Annotated in this window: 10 protein-coding genes; 5 read left to right on the forward strand and 5 right to left on the reverse strand. The window is 51.3% G+C overall.

From position 1 onward, the window contains the following. Positions 1-66: 66 nt before the first annotated feature. Entirely contained in the window at positions 67-1,002 is a 936-nt protein-coding gene (locus B9T62_RS06180; protein ID WP_087914468.1) for an aldo/keto reductase, read from the reverse strand. A gap of 84 nt (positions 1,003-1,086) precedes the next feature. Beyond that, positions 1,087-1,917 (reverse strand): YihY/virulence factor BrkB family protein, encoded by an 831-nt coding sequence (locus B9T62_RS06185; RefSeq protein ID WP_087914469.1) that lies wholly within the window; start codon positions 1,915-1,917, stop codon positions 1,087-1,089. Positions 1,918-2,208: 291 nt separating this feature from the next. On the opposite strand from B9T62_RS06185, the gene B9T62_RS06190 reads away from it, so the two are divergent. Then, complete coding sequence (locus tag B9T62_RS06190) at positions 2,209-4,047, forward strand: UbiD family decarboxylase (RefSeq protein WP_087914470.1); 1,839 nt, start codon at positions 2,209-2,211, stop codon at positions 4,045-4,047. 584 nt (positions 4,048-4,631) lie between these two features. On the opposite strand, the gene B9T62_RS06195 is transcribed toward B9T62_RS06190, so the two are convergent. The 3 genes from B9T62_RS06195 to B9T62_RS06205 form a co-directional block, all read right to left on the reverse strand. Further along, positions 4,632-6,320: a type 2 periplasmic-binding domain-containing protein gene (locus B9T62_RS06195; RefSeq protein ID WP_087914471.1), complete on the reverse strand. Its 1,689-nt coding sequence runs from the start codon at positions 6,318-6,320 to the stop codon at positions 4,632-4,634. Positions 6,321-6,407: 87 nt separating this feature from the next. Then, a complete protein-coding gene (locus B9T62_RS06200) occupies positions 6,408-8,036 on the reverse strand; it encodes a response regulator (protein WP_087914472.1) in 1,629 nt (542 codons plus the stop codon). A 4-nt stretch (positions 8,037-8,040) separates the two neighbouring features. Next, a complete protein-coding gene (locus tag B9T62_RS06205; RefSeq protein ID WP_245864361.1) occupies positions 8,041-9,852 on the reverse strand; it encodes a sensor histidine kinase in 1,812 nt (603 codons plus the stop codon). 141 nt (positions 9,853-9,993) lie between these two features. Between B9T62_RS06205 and B9T62_RS06210 the strand changes: the two genes are divergently transcribed. The 4 genes from B9T62_RS06210 to B9T62_RS06225 all read left to right on the forward strand — a co-directional run bounded on the left by B9T62_RS06210 (position 9,994) and on the right by B9T62_RS06225 (position 17,409). Then, positions 9,994-10,944: an ABC transporter permease gene (locus tag B9T62_RS06210; protein ID WP_087914473.1), complete on the forward strand. Its 951-nt coding sequence runs from the start codon at positions 9,994-9,996 to the stop codon at positions 10,942-10,944. Between the two features lie 16 nt (positions 10,945-10,960). Next, complete coding sequence (locus tag B9T62_RS06215; protein ID WP_087914474.1) at positions 10,961-11,833, forward strand: carbohydrate ABC transporter permease; 873 nt, start codon at positions 10,961-10,963, stop codon at positions 11,831-11,833. 67 nt (positions 11,834-11,900) lie between these two features. Continuing rightward, positions 11,901-14,030, forward strand: a complete 2,130-nt coding sequence (gene bglX, locus B9T62_RS06220) for a beta-glucosidase BglX (protein ID WP_087920149.1) — start codon at positions 11,901-11,903, stop codon at positions 14,028-14,030. A 40-nt stretch (positions 14,031-14,070) separates the two neighbouring features. Continuing rightward, the gene (locus tag B9T62_RS06225) at positions 14,071-17,409 is read left to right on the forward strand and encodes a GH36-type glycosyl hydrolase domain-containing protein (RefSeq protein ID WP_087914475.1); all 3,339 of its coding nucleotides are present in this window, start codon (positions 14,071-14,073) and stop codon (positions 17,407-17,409) included. The last annotated feature ends 377 nt before the right edge of the window (positions 17,410-17,786 follow it).

A 17,786-nucleotide genomic window follows, 5' to 3' on the forward strand; every position in this document is an offset into this window, starting at 1 on the left:
AGCCATAACTGGGAGGCATTTGTTCACGTGTTGAGTTAACCTGTTTATCCTCAACACCGACTGCGACTAGTCGCGGAAAATCGCATCAATCTCGCTAATTTCACCCGGTGTCAGCTGAACCTTCAGCGTCTGCAGATTCGAGATTACCTGCTCCGGCCGCTTGGCGCCCGGGATCAGCGCATCAATGGAAGGTACACTCAGATACCACGCCAGCACCAGATGGGCGATTTCTACGCCTTTGGACTCAGCTATGGGGCGGATTCGCTCCACCTTGGCCAGACTGCGGGCGAAGCTCTCGCCCTGGAAAAGCGGATCATTCTTGCGGATATCGTCGAAGGTATCCTCCGGTTTGTATTTGCCGCCAAGCAGCCCGGAAGCTAACGGGAAATAAGGCACGAAGGAAAGGCCATGCTCCTGCGTATATGGCAGCAGATCCAGCTCCGCGTCCCGGTGAAGCAGGTTGTAATGCGACTGAAGCACATCGACATGACCATCACGGTTTGCTTCCTTCAGCTGCTCGATCGAGAAGTTGGAGACACCGATGGCCCGGATTTTGCCTTCATCCTTCAGCTTCTTCAGCTCACCGACCGCTTCATCCTTCGGCGTGTGTTCATCTGGAAAATGGATATAATATAAGTCGATATAATCCGTCTGCAGCCGCTTCAGGCTGCCTTCGACAGAAGCTCTGAGAAAGGCGGGAGAGTTGTCCAGCTCCACACCGTCTGCGGTCAGCTTGTGGGCACCCTTGGTCGCCAGCACAATCCGGTCCCGGCCGCCTCGTTCCTTCAGCACCTCGCCAATCAATTGCTCCGACCGCTCCGGTCCATAAATAAAAGCTGTGTCCAGGAAGTTAATGCCGCTCCCCAGTGCGGTGCGGACGATCTCTCTGCCGGTTTCATCATTCAGCCCCGTGAACAGATTATGTCCTCCAACTGCGTTTGCCCCTAATCCGATCGGAAGGACATGTAAATCTGTAGACCCCAATTTCGTCAGGTTAGTCATAATTCCTGCTTCAGCTCCTCTACGTTTGAATTATACTTACTTATTGTATCGGAAAATGACGTTTATTCCAACCGGCTTAAGAGATCAAGCCTTCTGTTCAGCCAATGTCGCATTGATTTCTCCGCCTACCAGCACAATGATCGAGCTGATATAGAGCCACAGCAGCAGCACGGTGACGCCGCCAAGACTGCCATAGGTTTTGGTGAAATCACTGAACTGGCTGACATAGATAGAGAACAGCACGGAAGCCGTGATCCAGCTTACGGTAGTGAAAGCAGCACCGGGAAGAACAGTTTTATAGGGAATTCTGCGGTTGGGCGCTATCCAGTACAACAGTGTGAAGACGATAAACATCACCAGCAGCGGAACGGCATACTGCAGCAGATTCCACAGCTGATAGAAAATATACGGCAGATCGGTCAGCAGGAACACCTGCTTCTTCAGCCAGCTTCCGAAGACCAGCAGCAGCGTGCTGAACAGGATCACCAGACCTACAGCCAGGGTGGCGAGCAAGGACAAGCCGCGGAGCCGCCAGAACACCCGGTTCTCCTCAATCCCATAGGCCCGGTTCAATCCTTTGATTACCGCGTTAATCCCACGTGAGGCCGTCCACAGCGTAGCCAGCATCCCGAAAGAGAGCAGCGCCTGGCTCCGTCCCTCCGAAACCTCCTGCACAATTTCCTCGATAATCGCTACCGCTTCGGCAGGCATGATCTCCTCAAGGTATTTTATGTTGTCGCTCATTGTAATGTTGGCATAGCCTACCAGCGTCATAATAAAGATCAGGAACGGGAACAGGGAGAGGATCAGATAAAAGGTTAGCTGTGCGCTGATTCCTTGGACATCGTCATTTTTAATTTTGCGCAGCAGCTGCCTGAACATTTCTATGCGGGGGTGGATGCGGATCATCTTCATTTGTCCCTCCTTTGCCGGTATTGTGCTGTAACTTATGAAATTATGTATCTGTCTATTGTTTTAACCTGTATCCATGGTACCACAGCAACTAGTGAATCTATAATGCCCATGAGCGGGTGGGTAGAGCTGCGGTGGTTCAGAACATTAGTATTCCGGGCGGGACAGACTTAGACCTTACGGTTTCAAGGTTTTCGGTCATTGTCATTTTATATTATACTGGTGAGGTGAGATTAGATTCTGAGGTTGGACAACAGGCAGGAATGTCACGCTGCTTAGAAATGGAGCCATGAGATGAATTACCGCAATTTAGAAGAATGTATAATCGATTTGGAGAAAAATGGGCATCTGGTCCGCATTACTGAAGAGGTGGACCCGCATCTGGAGATGGCCGCCATTCATATGAAGGTATATGAGGCTGGCGGTCCGGCATTATTATTTGAAAAGGTCAAGGGATCCAGCTACCGTGCCGTATCGAATCTGTTTGGAACACTGGAGCGGAGCAAATTTATTTTCCGTGATACGTGGAAATCAACCCAGAACGTCATTGCGCTGCGCAATGATCCGATGAAGACGCTTAGGCAGCCTTTTAAATACGTTGGCACCGGACTGTCCGCCCGCAAAGCATTGCCACTCAAGAAGCGGGGCAGCCTGCCCGCAGGCTTCCGCGAGATCCAAATCTCCGACCTGCCGCTGGTCAAGCATTGGCCGGAGGATGGCGGCGCATTTGTCACTCTGCCCCAGGTATATTCGGAGGACCCCGGCAAGCCGGGCATTATGAATTCCAACCTCGGGATGTACCGCGTGCAGCTGAACGGCAATGAATATGAGCTGAACAAGGAGGTCGGCATTCATTACCAGATCCATCGCGGCATCGGCGTGCATCAGGCTGCGGCCAACAAGCTGGGCCAGCCGCTTAAGGTCAGTTGCTTCATCGGTGGTCCCCCTGCGCATACGCTGTCGGCGATTATGCCGCTGCCAGAGGGCATGAGCGAGCTTACCTTTGCAGGCCTGCTGTCCGGCCGCCACTTCAGCTACAGCTACGTAGACGGCTTCTGCATCAGCAATGACGCCGACTTCGTGATCACAGGAGAGATTTATCCCGGCGAGACGAAGCCGGAAGGACCGTTCGGCGATCATCTGGGCTATTACAGCTTAACGCATCCGTTCCCCGTGATGCGGGTGCATAAAGTGTACGCGAAGGAGCGTGCTATCTTCCCGTTTACTGTCGTAGGGCGGCCGCCGCAGGAGGATACAGCGTTCGGTGCATTGATTCATGAGCTGACCGGAGGCGCGGTCAAGCAGGAAATTCCCGGCGTGAAGGAGGTTCACGCTGTCGATGCCGCGGGCGTGCACCCGTTGCTGCTGGCGATCGGCAGCGAACGGTACACACCTTATCAGCAGTTGAAGCAGCCGGCGGAGATTCTGACGATTGCGAGCCGCATCCTGGGAACGGGACAGCTGAGTCTGGCCAAGTTCCTCTTCATTACCGCGGAAGAGGGGCAGCCGCTGGACATCCATGATATCGCGGCCTTCTTCGGCTATATCCTGGAGCGGATCAATCTGCGCCGGGATCTGCATTTCCATACCCATACAACAATCGATACGCTGGATTACTCCGGTACGGGCCTGAACAGCGGCAGCAAGGTGATCCTTGCGGCAGTAGGCGAGAAGAAACGCGAGCTGTGCCGCGAGGTGCCGCATAGTCTGCTGAGATTGCCGGAAGAATACCAGGTGAAGCTGGTGATGCCGGGCATAGTGGCTCTGCAGGGACCGAAGTTCAGCAGCTATGCTGAAGCGCAGCAGGAGCTGGCTGCACTTAAGGCCTTGATTGAAGAGCAGGGGCCGCTTGATTCCTGCCCGATGCTGATTCTCTGTGATGACAGTGAATTCATCAGCGCCCATCTGGATAATTTTCTGTGGGCTACCTTTACACGGAGCAACCCTTCCCACGATATCTATGGGGTGAACAGCGGGTATGAGAATAAACACTGGGCCTGTGACAACGTAATTATTGATGCCCGGAGCAAGCCCCATCAGGCACCGCCGCTGATCCCTGATCCGGCGGTCGAGCAGAACATCAAGCGGCTGTTTACCGAAGGCGGTAGCTTAAGCAGAATGCGTTTGTCTTAACACAGTAGGACAGCATACAAAGAGGGTGTTCCCAGAGCCAATTACATGGCTCCGGGACACCCTCTTTATATATAAATATAAGAAGTATGTTACTACTTAGGTCCCTCTGAGGATGTAGAATGCTCCCCAAAGTGTTTTCAGAGAAATTAGATGCGAAAGTGCATCTAATTTCAGCTGAAACTCATGTTATGGGCAAATAAGTGCGAATCTGCAACTATTTTGGAGGAAAACGTTTGTTTCACGCTCAAAACTCGAGATTAGATGCGTATTCGCACTTATTTGCTCCAAAACAGAAAAAATCGGTGAATTAGATGCGTATTCGCACTTAAATCGGTGGCTGGACTAAGGTGGTGCTCAAGAAATCACATCTTGGATGCTCCTATCTTATGGAGTCCTAAGTAGTAACCAGATTCGCAACTAATTCGGTGGATTGGACTGATGTGGCGATCAGACTTTGATGCCTATCCTATTGGGTCCTAAGTAGTAACAGAATTATAAGCTATACGCCATTAATATTCCTGGATTATCGCAAAAACGGGTACCACCTCTCAAAGAGGTGGTACCCGTTCTGCGATAATCCAATCTTATTTTGCAGCAGTAGCTTCAGCCGATACGGATTTGTACCATTCGTTCACTTCTTTAGTGATCTGGTCGCCGCCGTTGGCTTTCCAGTTGGTTACGAATTCATCAAAAGCATCAACCGGCAAATTGCCGTAAATGATCTTGTTGAAAGTTTCCAGCTCGGATTGATTCAGCAGGTTCCATTTGGAGACCATGGTTGGTGTAGCTGCACCAGTAAAGTAGTTCTGTTTGCGGATATCAATTTGAGACATAACAACTTTACCAGCAGCCCAGTTTTCCGGTTTGCGGAACTCAGCCATCTGTTTCTCATAAGGGGTTTCCGGTTTCTCGCCGTCAGCAAGCTTAACCAAAGATTTCATGAACAGATCCGGAATACGCGGAGGACCGGTCAAGAAAGGAAACTCGTTGGAGAATTCTTTGATCTTGTCTTTGTTACTGGTTGGCTGACCGTCAATGATATCCCAGTCATAGCCTTTGGCGAAGCCATATTCATATTCGCTGCCGGCAGCCGGGTTGGCCAGATTCTCCAACAGATAGTTGTAATACAGGAAAATCGCTTCTGGATGTTTGGCATCCTTGTTGATCATGATACTTGCGTTGACGCCAGTGTTCTGCCATTTGGTTCCGATCAGTCCGTCCGGACCGGCAGGAACCGGATAAGCTTTGTACTTGGAACCAGGAACGGTCTTCAGCAGGTCGGGAGCCGGCCAATCCGGTACCCAGTTGGCGCCGGGCAGAACTCCTGCAGCGCCTTTGGTCCAGCTCTCAGCGGCCTTTCCTTCATCCCACAGCGCGGAGTCGGCATGGATATAACCTTTGTCCATCCATTCGCTCAGCTTAGCCAAGGCTTGTTTCGCACCCGGGTTGACAGAGCCGTATTCCAGGTTGCCGTCGGCATCCTTATTCCACTGCTCTTGAACGGTGCCGTAAGCACCGAACAGCCAGTCAAGCTGACCCATCCAGGTATTGGTTTTGTTCTTCAGTGAGATGGCCAGCGGGTATACGTCTTTGGCAGCCAGACCATCCGGGTTCTGGTTCTTGAATTTATCCATGATGTTCTCAAGATCAGCGATGGTCTTAGGAGCTTCCAGATTCAGCTTCTCCATCCAGTCTTCACGGAGCCAGAGCAGGGTATCGTCATTGTCCGTATATTCCATGATTGGCATATTGTATTTCTTGCCGTCTTTGGTGAAGGGATACCACAGCTCAGGATGAGCGGCCGCATGTTCCTTCAGAATAGGGCTGGCATATTTCTCGAACATGTCGTCAATAGCGATGAACTGGCCGGAATCAATCAGCTGGTTCGTGAGCACGGCATTGGATGGCACGGATACGAAGTCAGGCAGTTTCTCGCCGGAAGCGATAGCCAGCTGAAGCTTCTGTCTGTACTGGTCGTCACTAGCCGGATACCAGGTATCCTTGTGTTTCATTCCCAGCGTCTCCAGCATCCAGCGGTCATGGACGTTGTTTTCCTTGGTGTCGCCTTGAACATATTTTTTTATCGGCATCAGCACAGAGCTGAATTCGATTGGCGGATCGTATTTACCCGCTGCAAAAGCGGCGTCAGCTTCCGAGGAACCTGCGGCATTGTTGCCGTTCGCTGCGTTGTTGCCATTATTCCCGCCGCATGCTGTAAGCGTAACCAACGATAGAACGACGAGCAGCGATCCTAATTTTTTGAATTTGGTCATTCTTCTATTCCCCCTACGGTGTATGTTCTTTACATCTGTAACTTTATCAATTTTTGGGGGAAGGCATCTATAGGATTTTGTTAGTTTTCATAGGACTCTATCATGCTCTTTGTTTCCTTCCCTGTATTCCTGAGGGGTAACCCCGAATTGTCTTTTGAACACTTTGATGAAATAAGCAGGGTCCATATAGCCGATTTCGAGCGCGATTTCATAGACCTTTTTGTCGCTGGTCTTCAGCTTATGGCAGGCGCGGTCCATCCGCAGTCGGGCGATATAATCGCTGATGCCTTCACCGGTCTCAATCTTGTAAATCTTGGACAGGTGGGTGGGATGCAGCTTCACATGATCCGCCAGCACACGCAGAGAGACGTCCAGATGCAGATTCTTGTCCGTGAACTCCTGAATCTGTCTTACATATAGAGAGCGCATATCCTTGATTTCGTTGGAAGTGCCTTCTTTCAGCTTGGCCAGCACGTCAAGCGACCACTTACGAAGCTTGGCGATGGTAGAGAAGGCGTCTCCGCTGAGCAGCGGCTCGATATCGTTTCCCAGCAGCTTGGCCAGGGTATGGCTATTGCGGTGGGCCAGGTTCGTGAAGGAGGCCGAGATCAGAAATCCTGCCTCCATACAGTGCTCCCAGGAATCAGGCCACTGCTCGTCCAGCTCGGCGCAGACGGCAATCAGCTTCGCTTCGGCTGCCTCCCAATGTCCCGCCTCCAGCAGATGGATCAGGGAAGGGGGCAGGTAGAGTGCATCCAGCGGCCGCTGCGCTGAGGCCGGCTCTTGCGGACTGACCCTCATCACGAATTCGCGTTCATCTCCGACAATCTGCCGGAAATAGGCAGTAGCCTGACGGAACTGCTCAGGTAGCTGCTGCGGGAAGCTGAACCATTCTGTCACTACGATGGAGAGGCTGCCTTTGAGGAACTGCTTCACCTTGCTCTGCAGCTGCAGCGACAGCTTCTCCAGAATCGTTTCCTTGCTGCTGCTTACAGCACCATCCTTCAGCTGCAGCAGGAATACAAGGTAGCCATGCTCCTCCTTAACACCCCAGACCTCCATGAATTCGCCCATAATCTCTTCAGCCATATTGATAATCGCATATTCGATCAGCGGTTGGCCGTTATTGCGGTATTGACCGAATTCCTCCTCCAGTCTGACCAGCATAAGGGCAGACTCGCCTTCATGGAATGGCAGCTCATAATTCCCGAGCTTGCGTTCCCATTCTTCCGGAGAGAGGTGGTGTCCCTGAAGGGCGTCGAGCAACAGCTGGCCGCGGAGGAGCGGCAGATTCTCCCGCAGCGTAAACCGCGTATGCTCCAGGGAGCTGACCAGCTCCCATTCATTGTTCAACTGGTCGATGGCCGTTCCGACAGCCTCCATCAGCTCGGCATCGGTTGGCGGCTTAAGCAGATAATCAACCGCTTTGTTCTGAACGGCCCGCTTGGCGAATTCAAATTCCGAGTGGCCGGAGAGGATGATGCAGCGGATCTTTTTATTATGCTCTCTGATGCGTTCTATTAATTCAAGCCCGTTCATTTCGGGCATCTGGATATCGGAAATTACAATATCAACCGGGTTCGTTTCGATAATCTCCAGCGCTTCTCTGGCAGAATAGGCTCTGTGCACTACTTCAATGCCGAGGGTGTGCCAGGGTTTGGTTGTGGCCAGGTTGTCCACCCAATGCGCTTCATCGTCAACTATAATCATTTGCATGCTGTCATTCTCCTTGTGGTTTCAAAAGTTTAGCCGGAAGCTCTTCTGGAGGGATCTCCCAGACCACTTCTGTCCGGAAGCCACCCAAGGGTGATTGCTTAAACAACAGGGCAGAGTTGCTGCCAAATTGGTGAATAATCCGCTGGTTCGTATTCCACAGCCCGCAGCCCATTTCTTCCTGCAGGGGACCCTGCATCTTCAGATTCAAGGCGGCTTCCAGCTCTGGAGTCAGCCCAGGGCCGTCATCGTCAATGTAGATTCTGCACATGTTCCCGTCAATTTCACCGCTGATCCTGATTTCTCCCGAACTGTAGGATTTGCCTACACCATGAATCACCGAATTCTCTACAATCGGCTGCAGCATCAGGCGCGGGATGGAATAACCCATCATTTCCCTGGAAATATCAATCTGATATTCAATTCGGGCGTTGCGCAGCTTCTGGATATCAAGATAGTTGACCAGCAGCTTGAGTTCTTCCTCAACGGTAGCCGTTTCTTTCTCCATTCGGGTCGTATAACGGTAATAGGCACTCAGGTTATAGGCCATAGATACCACGGCTTCCTCTTCCTTCATCTGTGCCATATTAATAATATACCCCAGGCAGTTATAGAGGAAATGGGGATTAATCTGGGCCTGCAGCTGCTTCAGCGTGGCTTCGCGGGCACGGATTTTCTCATTAAATACATTTTCAATCAAATCCTGGATTTGCCGGGACATATCGTTAAATCGATGGAACAGAAAGGAGAATTCATTGTTGTCCTTCGCATACAGCCGCACAGAATAATCTCCGTGCTGCACGCGCCGCAGCCCGTTAATCAGCTTCTTGATCGGACGCTGCACATTTCTGTAGAGCAGCACGGAGGCTGATATGCCTACCAGCAGCAGCAGGAACATGGATAAGTAGAACAGATTGCGGCTGAAGGAGATGGGGTCGAGAATCTGGTCCAGTGGAACCACATCAATCAGATGCCAGTCCAGATATTCGGACTTCACCGAGCTGACCAGATAGCTCTCGCCATCAAGCTTCACCACCTGCTGGGTTCTGCTCTCCGGTGAATGTTGATCAAGATACTGAATTAGATCATTCGACAGCTCCTTGTCTGCGGTCCGGCTAAGAATAGGAAGCTCGCCTTTATGATAGAGAAAAGGGTTGCCCTTGCCCCCCGCTTTGTAGGAATCCAGCATGTTCTGGATATTCTCATAGCTGAAGCTAGCCTCTATGACCAGACTGCTTCCCGTCAATCCGCCGGACTGATTGAGAGAATCTGTATAAAACCAGTAAAAAGCCTGCATTGCACCAGGGGCAGCAGGTCTTCCGTCTCCATAGTTCCATTGTCCGGTCAGGTTTCTCTTCAAGTATTCATTATCAAACCCGTTTATATCATCGTAGTTGGCGATAACGTCCTTGTTCTGCTGGGAATAGACGGCATATCTTGCCGGCCACATATCCTCGAAGCCCGCTTGCAGCATCATCTTCTCCTGCAGCACATAACGGGTCTGCATCCGGCCATAGCGGTCTTCCCAGATATTAAGTCCATTAAACTTGCGGACATTGGGGTCTTTGGAGAAAATCACACTGAAATCCATCATCTGGCTGATCCGTGAATCAATCTGTCCGGCCAGGAAGTTCAGCTGCCTGGTGTTGGATACCTGCAATTCTTCACTAACTACATCAAAGGTTACGTCATTGGAGTACGAATATAAAATAATGATCGGAATAAATAAGATGATGATCAGACTGTTCATTTTGGCGAACAAACTTAACCGTCTTGGACCGGTTCCTCTAATGAAAGCCATGCTTTTCTTAATATACATATTGGACTCCTCCAGCTGGCACCCTAATAAAACCCTATCTGAGCCTAACAATGTTATATAGTCAAAACTCAGAAATGCTTGATACTATTTATAACAGAGATTGTGATTCCACACAAAATATTTTTTGAACGGGAGAGAGCTATGGGAGCTAATACGGTACAGCAGGGTAATCCTGTAAAACCCAAACGGGTTAAAAACAAAAAAAGCTACAAACAGCCGTGGATACTTCATTTTATGGTGCTGCCTGCAGCAATTATGGTGTTTATTTTTGCTTATATCCCCATGTCAGGCGTTCTGATGGCATTTCAGGACTATAAGCCGGCATTGGGGTTTTTCGATTCTCCATGGGTCGGGCTGAAGCATTTCCGCTACATGTGGGAGAATGAATATTTCCTGCAGATTACCTATAACACCCTGTTTTTCGCCATTTCCAAAATGGTGATGAACCTGGTCATTCCGTTCTTCTTCGCGCTTCTACTCAATGAGGTCCGCAAGATGGCGCTGAAAAGAACGATCCAAACACTCGTGTATCTGCCTCACTTTCTGTCATGGGTTACCCTGTCGGGTATCTTGATTGATATCCTGGCCCAGACCGGTCTGATGAATCAGTTCCTCACCAGTGTGTTTGGCATTAAGCCCATCTTCTTCCTGGGGGATGGCGGCTGGTTCCGCTTCACCGTTATTTTCAGTGATGTGTGGAAGGAATTTGGTTTCAATATGATTATCTTCCTGGCGGCATTGTCCGGCATTAACCCGGCCCTCTATGAAGCAGCTGAGGTAGACGGCGCAGGCCGCTGGAAACAGACACTTTATATTACCATACCGTCTCTGATTCCGATTGCGATTGTTATTGCCACACTGGCACTCGGCAACGTGCTTAACGCCAACTTTGACCAAATCTTTAACCTCTACAGCCCGCTGATTTACCAGCAGGGGGATATTATTGATACGTTTGTATACAGAGAAGGCCTGCTTAGCGGCCAGTTCAGCTTCGCTACCGCAGTCAATCTGTTCAAATCCTTCATCAGCTTGATCTTGATCGTAATTTCATATCGTCTGGCATACCGTTTTGCCGGCTACAGAATTTTCTAGAAAGGGGGACAACGCGATGTATCATAAAACAACTTCGTACCGGATTTTCAGTGTATTCAACAATGTGATTCTGACCCTAGTATCGATTCTGTGCTTATTGCCGCTATACCATCTGTTGATGGTGTCGCTCAGTTCTACTGCTCCGGCGAATGCCGGTCTGGTTACCTTCTGGCCGATCGGCTTCACGTTGGAGGCTTATGCCAAGACGTTCAACAACGTCAACTTCCTCAATTCCCTATGGGTATCCGTACAGCGTACCGTGCTAGGAACTGGACTTGCCCTGGTCGTCAATACGATTGCCGCCTATGCCCTGTCCAAGGAGACCCGGGTCTTCCGGGCACGGAACATCTATCTGTGGTATTTCGTAGTGACCATGCTGTTCAGCGGCGGACTGATTCCGGGATATATCCTGATTCTGAAGCTCGGCCTGATGAACAACCTGCTGGCACTGATTCTTCCGGGACTTGTGGCTGTATTCAATATCATTCTGCTGCTGAACTTCTTCCGTGGCGTTCCGAGGGATCTGGAGGAAGCGGCCTTCATCGACGGAGCGGGTCACTTCCGCACCTTCATCAGTATTTATCTGCCGGTCTCCCTGCCGGTTATCGCTACAGTCTCCCTGTTTATGATGGTGGGACACTGGAATGCGTATTTTGACGGAATTATCTATATCAGAGATGCTGAGAAGCTGCCTCTGGCTACGTTCATGCAGACAATTATCGTTCAGGCGGACATGTCGAAGCTTGATCCGTCAGCTGTGGCGAATCTGTCCCAGCGTACGATCCGGGCCTCGCAGATCTTCATCAGCGCCTTGCCGATCCTGCTGGTCTACCCGTTCCTGCAGCGTTTCTTCGTTACAGGCATCGTGGTTGGCGCAGTCAAAGAATAACTATCAAACTTAGACAAAGGATGACGACATCTTGGAAAATATACAATTGACTGAATTGCTACAGAAGATGACTCTGGAGGAAAAAGTAGCACAAATGCTGCAGCTCGTAGCCTCCTATTTCATCGGATCTGGGGAAGACAGCCAGATTACCGGTCCGATGGAGTCACTCGGAATTACAGAAGAAACGGTAGCACAGGCTGGGACCGCACTAGGTCTTGGCGGTGCGGCCAAGATCATCCAGGTTCAGGAAAACCATATGAAGAATGACCGCCTGGGCATTCCGTTGATTTTCATGGCGGATATTATCCACGGCTACAAGACGATCTTTCCGGTACCGCTGGCTATCGGCAGCTCCTGGGATCAGGAGCTGGCGGAACAGAGTGCAGCGATTGCGGCTAAGGAATCGGCTGTGTCGGGATTGCATGTGACATTTGCTCCAATGGTGGACCTGGTGCGTGATCCGCGCTGGGGCCGTGTGATGGAATCGACCGGAGAAGATTCGTATCTGAACAGCCTGTTTGCCCGCGCATTTGTGCGCGGTTTCCAGGGGGAGGATCTGACGAATGATTTCAGCCGTGTCGCTGCCTGTGTGAAACACTTCGCCGCCTATGGTGCGGGTGAAGGCGGACGGGAATACAACACGGTTGATCTCTCGGAGCGTCAACTGCGCGAATATTATTTCCCGGCCTATAAGGCTGCACTGGAAGAGGGCTGTGAGATGGTTATGACTTCGTTCAATACCGTCCACGGTTCTCCGGCTACCGGGAACAAACCGCTGATGCGCGGGGTGCTTCGCGAGGAATGGGGCTTCGATGGCGTGTTGATCTCGGATTGGGGCGCAGTGATTGAGCTGATTGCCCACGGAGTGGCCGAAGATGAGAAGGCAGCTGCTCTACTGGCGGTGAACGCGGGTGTTGATATTGAGATGATGACCTCCTGTTATCCTAAATTTCTGCCGGAGCTGGTCCGCAGCGGCCAGGTGGACGAAGCATTGATCGACGAGGCGGTGCTCAGAATCCTGACGCTGAAGAACAAGCTTGGCCTGTTCGAGAACCCGCTGCGCGGAGCAGATCCTGAAGCGGAGCGTGAGGTCGTCTATTGCGACGAGCACAGAGCGGCAGCACGCAAGCTGGCTTCCAAATCTGCAGTTCTGCTGAAGAACTCCGGCATTCTGCCACTTGAGGCGGATCGCAAGCTTGCACTGATCGGACCTTTTGCCCAGAGTACCGATATTCTTGGTCCTTGGGCCTGGAACGGCGCCGAGGGAAACATTGCTACCCTTGAAGAGGCATTCAAAGGCAAGATTGAAGCGTCCAATCTGCTGGTCGCTCAAGGCTCCGGCATAGATACGGTAACGACAGGGCAGCTTGAAGAAGCACTGCGGACCGCAGCACAGGCCGATGTGATTGTACTTGCACTGGGTGAAAGCTCACCGATGAGCGGAGAAGGCGGCAGCCGGGCGGATATTACCCTGCCTAAAGCACAGCTTCAGCTGATTGCCCACCTGCGCACCTTGGACAAGCCGATGGTAACCATCCTGTTCAACGGACGCCCGCTGGATCTGCACGGTGTTTATGATCAGGTCGATGCGCTGCTGGAAGCCTGGTTCCCGGGCAGTGAGGGTGCACTGGCGATTGCGGATATTATTTTTGGTGCCGTGAATCCGTCCGGACGTCTGTCTATGTCGTTCCCGCAGGCAGTAGGACAGATTCCGGTCTATTATAATCATTTCAACACCGGACGTCCGAAGAAAGCCTCCGAGCCGGAGAACCGTTATGCTTCACAGTATCTGGATATTCCGAATGAGCCCTTATATCCATTTGGCTTCGGCCTTAGTTATACAGAATTTGAGTATAGCCAGATGACGTTGTCTTCGGAGGAAATGAATCCGCAGTCCGCGCTGGAGGTCAAGGTAACACTCACGAATAAAGGCGTGCTGGCCGGGGAAGAAGTGGTTCAGCTCTATATTCGTGATATTACAGGCGAAGTAGTCCGTCCAGTGAAAGAACTGAAGGGATATTCCAAGGTTCTGCTGCAGCCTGGAGAGTCGAAGCAGGTCAGCTTCATCGTTACCGAGGAGCAGCTTCGTTACCATCATTCGGACCTGAGCTTCACAAGTGATGCCGGAGAATTCGCTGTATTTGTGGGCGCGAACAGTCGCGATGCAGAAGAGAAAAGATTCCGTCTGCAGAAATAAGCAGACATATAGAGAGAGTAGAAGTGGAGGAATTACTGGAATGAAAAATAACCATTTGCTTACGTTGACTGCTGGCAGTCTGACGTTTACATTTTTGCCGGGCGGAGATTTGTTTGAGGCTAAATCCGGATCTACGATGATTAATCAATGGCTTGGCAATACAGTGGACGGTTCACTCAATAATATCTACCTGAGGCTGCATGGGGACAAGGGAATTCAGGCATTCCCATTGCTGGGTGTGAAGTCGGGCAGTCGGGTTAGCCAGCAGGGCAACCGCCTGGTGTATGCTGGTGAAGCTGCAGGTGTGCAGTATGAAGTGCTCTTCACACCAACGCAGCAGGGTGTCTGGTTCTGGGATGTTAAGCTTACAGGAAACGGCAAACTCGTTGATCTGATCTATGCACAGGACATCGGGATTGCCGATCCGGCAGCTGTCCGCAGCAATGAAGCTTATCTCTCCCAATATATCGATCACACGGTATTTGAGGATGAGGCTCAAGGCTTCGTGGTCTGCTCCCGTCAGAATCAGCCGCAAGCCGGCGTCTTCCCTTATGTTCAGCAGGGTTCGCTAACCCGCACCACCGGATATTCAACCGATGGCTTCCAGTTCTTCGGGTTGTCCTATAAAGAAACCAATCAGGCGCAAGCGCTCGGCCAGGCTGCCTTGGCGAATGAGGTATACCAATATGAATTCGCCTATACAGCTCTGCAGTCTGAGCGTGTTCAACTGGATGGAGAGGCCCAGTTCGTATTCTACGGCTGCTTCAAGCCGGATCATTCCGCTGCGATTACCGAACTGGAATTCGCTGCGGATGTTGCCGAAGCCCGTCAATCGCTGCTGGACATGGCCTTTGGAGAGAGTAAGTCCCTGAAGCCGGTAGCTGTGCTGCCATCGTTTGGTACGCCACTGCAGGTGCAGGACCTGACAGAAGAGGAATTGCACCGCTTCTTCCCTGAACGTCGTCAGGAGGAAGTGGAAGACGGTACGCTGCTTGCTTTCTTCACGGATACCTATGAACATGTCGTGCTGAAGGAGAAAGAGCTGCGGACTGAACGTCCTCACGGCCATATTCTGATGAGCGGCGACAATGTCAGCCTGAAGAAGCCTGTAATTACGACCACCTCCTATATGTACGGGATCTTCAATTCCCAGGTTGTGGTGGGTAATACCAACTTCAACAAAATGACCACCAATGCCAGAAACGCGCTGAATGTTCCCAAGACCTCAGGCCAGCGGATCTATGTGGAGCTGGATGGAATCTACCGTCTGCTGACCATGCCTTCCGTGTTCGAAATGGGCTTCAACTATGTGCGCTGGTTCTATAAAACGGCTGATGATCTGCTGATCATCACTAACTATACAACAGTGAATTCACCGGAAGTACGCCTGAATGTCCGTTCGGAGCAGGGCAGAGCCTATAAGTTCCTGATTACCAATCAGGTGACCATGACGGTTAATGAATATGAGCATCCTTATCAGCTTAAGGAAGAGAACGGATATGTCTCGCTGCAGGCAGATAGGGCTGCACTCAGCGCCGATGTCTATCCTGATCTGGAATACCGGATACATCTGTCCGGCAGCAGCATGACGATTGGTGATGAGTCTAAGCTCGTCAGCGGTGCAGAGCCGGGAGAAGCTTCGCTGCTGGTCATGGAGCTGACAGCCAGTAAGGATTGGACGCTCACGGTACAGGGACTGCTGCATGGCGGCGACCTGCCGCTTGCTGAGACTGATTTTGCCGCCGAGAAGGAGTTGTACCGCAGCTTCTTGGGCAAGGTGATGAACGGTTTCCGTCTGTCAGCTACGAAGGGGAATGAGGCAGAGCTGTTCAAAGTGAACGGTCTGGCCTGGTGGTATACCCATAATATGCTGGTGCATTATTCGGTGCCGCATGGTCTGGAGCAATATGGCGGTGCGGCCTGGGGTACCCGGGATGTCTGCCAGGGCCCTGTGGAATACTTCATGGCTACGCAGCAGTATGAGCAGGTACGCGCCACCTTGTTGACCATCTTCACCCATCAATTTGTGGAGGATGGCAGCTGGCCACAGTGGTTTATGTTCGATAAATATACCAAGATCCAGCAGGAAGAGAGCCATGGTGATATTATTGTCTGGCCGCTTAAAGTGCTGGGGGATTATCTGAAGGTAACTCAGGATTACAGCATCCTGGAAGAACAGATTCCGTATACAAGCAAACACGGCTTTGACTTCACTGCGGAAACCGCCAGCGTGCTTGATCATGCTTACAAAGAAATCGGCTATATCAAAGACAATTTCCTGCACGGTACCCACCTGTCTTCTTATGGTGACGGGGATTGGGACGATACGCTCCAGCCGGCGAATGCCTTGCTGAAGCAATATATGGTCAGTTCCTGGACGGTGGCGCTCAGCTACCAGGCCTTCAAGCAATTCTCGGAAGTTATGGAAGCCGTGAACGCGGATTCTGCTGCCGAGCTGCACAGTCTGGCTGATGGCATCCGCAACGACTTTAACCAGTATATGCTGCAGACTGAAGTCATTCCGGGCTTCCTCTATATGGAGAATCCGGAACAAGTGAATCTGATGGTTCACCCGAGTGATACGGTAACCGGCATCCATTACCGGCTGCTGCCGATGACACGCAGCATGATCAGTGAGCTGCTGACACCGGAGCAGGCCGCGTCGCATTACAAGATCATCCGCGAGCAGCTGTTCTGCCCGGATGGTGTGCGCCTGATGAACCGTCCGGCCCACTATGCCGGCGGCGTAAGCAAGCACTTCAAACGCGCCGAGCAGGCAGCGAACTTCGGACGCGAGATCGGGCTGCAATATGTGCATGCTCATATCCGCTACGTGGAAGCGATGGCCAAGCTGGGCAAGGAAGATGAAGTATGGAGCGGTCTGGCCCGCATCAACCCGATTGGCATCCGCGATGTGGTGCCAAATGCCGAGCTGCGCCAGAGCAATGCCTACTTCAGCAGCTCCGACGGCAAGTTCAACACCCGTTACGAAGCGCAGGAACGCTTCAGCGAGCTGCGCACCGGTGATGTAGCGGTTAAGGGCGGCTGGAAAATTTACTCCAGCGGTCCGGGGATCTACATGAACCAGCTGATCTCGAACGCCTTGGGCATCCGTCAGGAAGCAGGCTCCCTGATCATTGATCCGGTGTTGCCGGAGTCGCTGGACGGGCTGCAGTTCGACTTCGAGTATGCAGGTTCTCCTGTACAGTTCGTCTACCACTTGAATAGTGGTGAGTCACGGATCGTAGTCAACGGCCAGGCTGTGGAAGCGGAGTTCACGGATAACCGCTACCGCACCGGCGGCTTGCGGATTACCCGTGAATCCTTCGATGGTGCCGCAACAGCTGCAGGCATTACTAAGGTTGAAATTTTTCTCTAATCTAAGATGGATTATTAGCAAGCACCTATGATGAAAGATGGAGCAGATTGAATCTGCTCCATCTTTTTTTGTTATAAATGTTGAGTTTGATGGGAGGAATGGTATGTTGCCTGAAATGTGTGAAGTAAAAAGATGCAGTTTCGGTTGCTACTTAGCTCCCGATAAGGATGTACAAGGCTACACTAGAACTTTTAGAGAAATTAGATGCGAAACTGCATCTAATTTCAGCTGAAACTCATGTTAACGGGCAAATAAGTGCAAATCTGCAACTAATCTCGAGTAAACCGCTTCTTGAGCGCTCCAAATCCGAAATTAGATGCGCTTTCGCACTTATTTGCTCCAAAACGGAAAAAATCAGCGAATTAGATGCGTATTTG

The organism is Paenibacillus donghaensis (assembly GCF_002192415.1).
GTDB lineage: Bacteria > Bacillota > Bacilli > Paenibacillales > Paenibacillaceae > Paenibacillus_AQ > Paenibacillus_AQ donghaensis.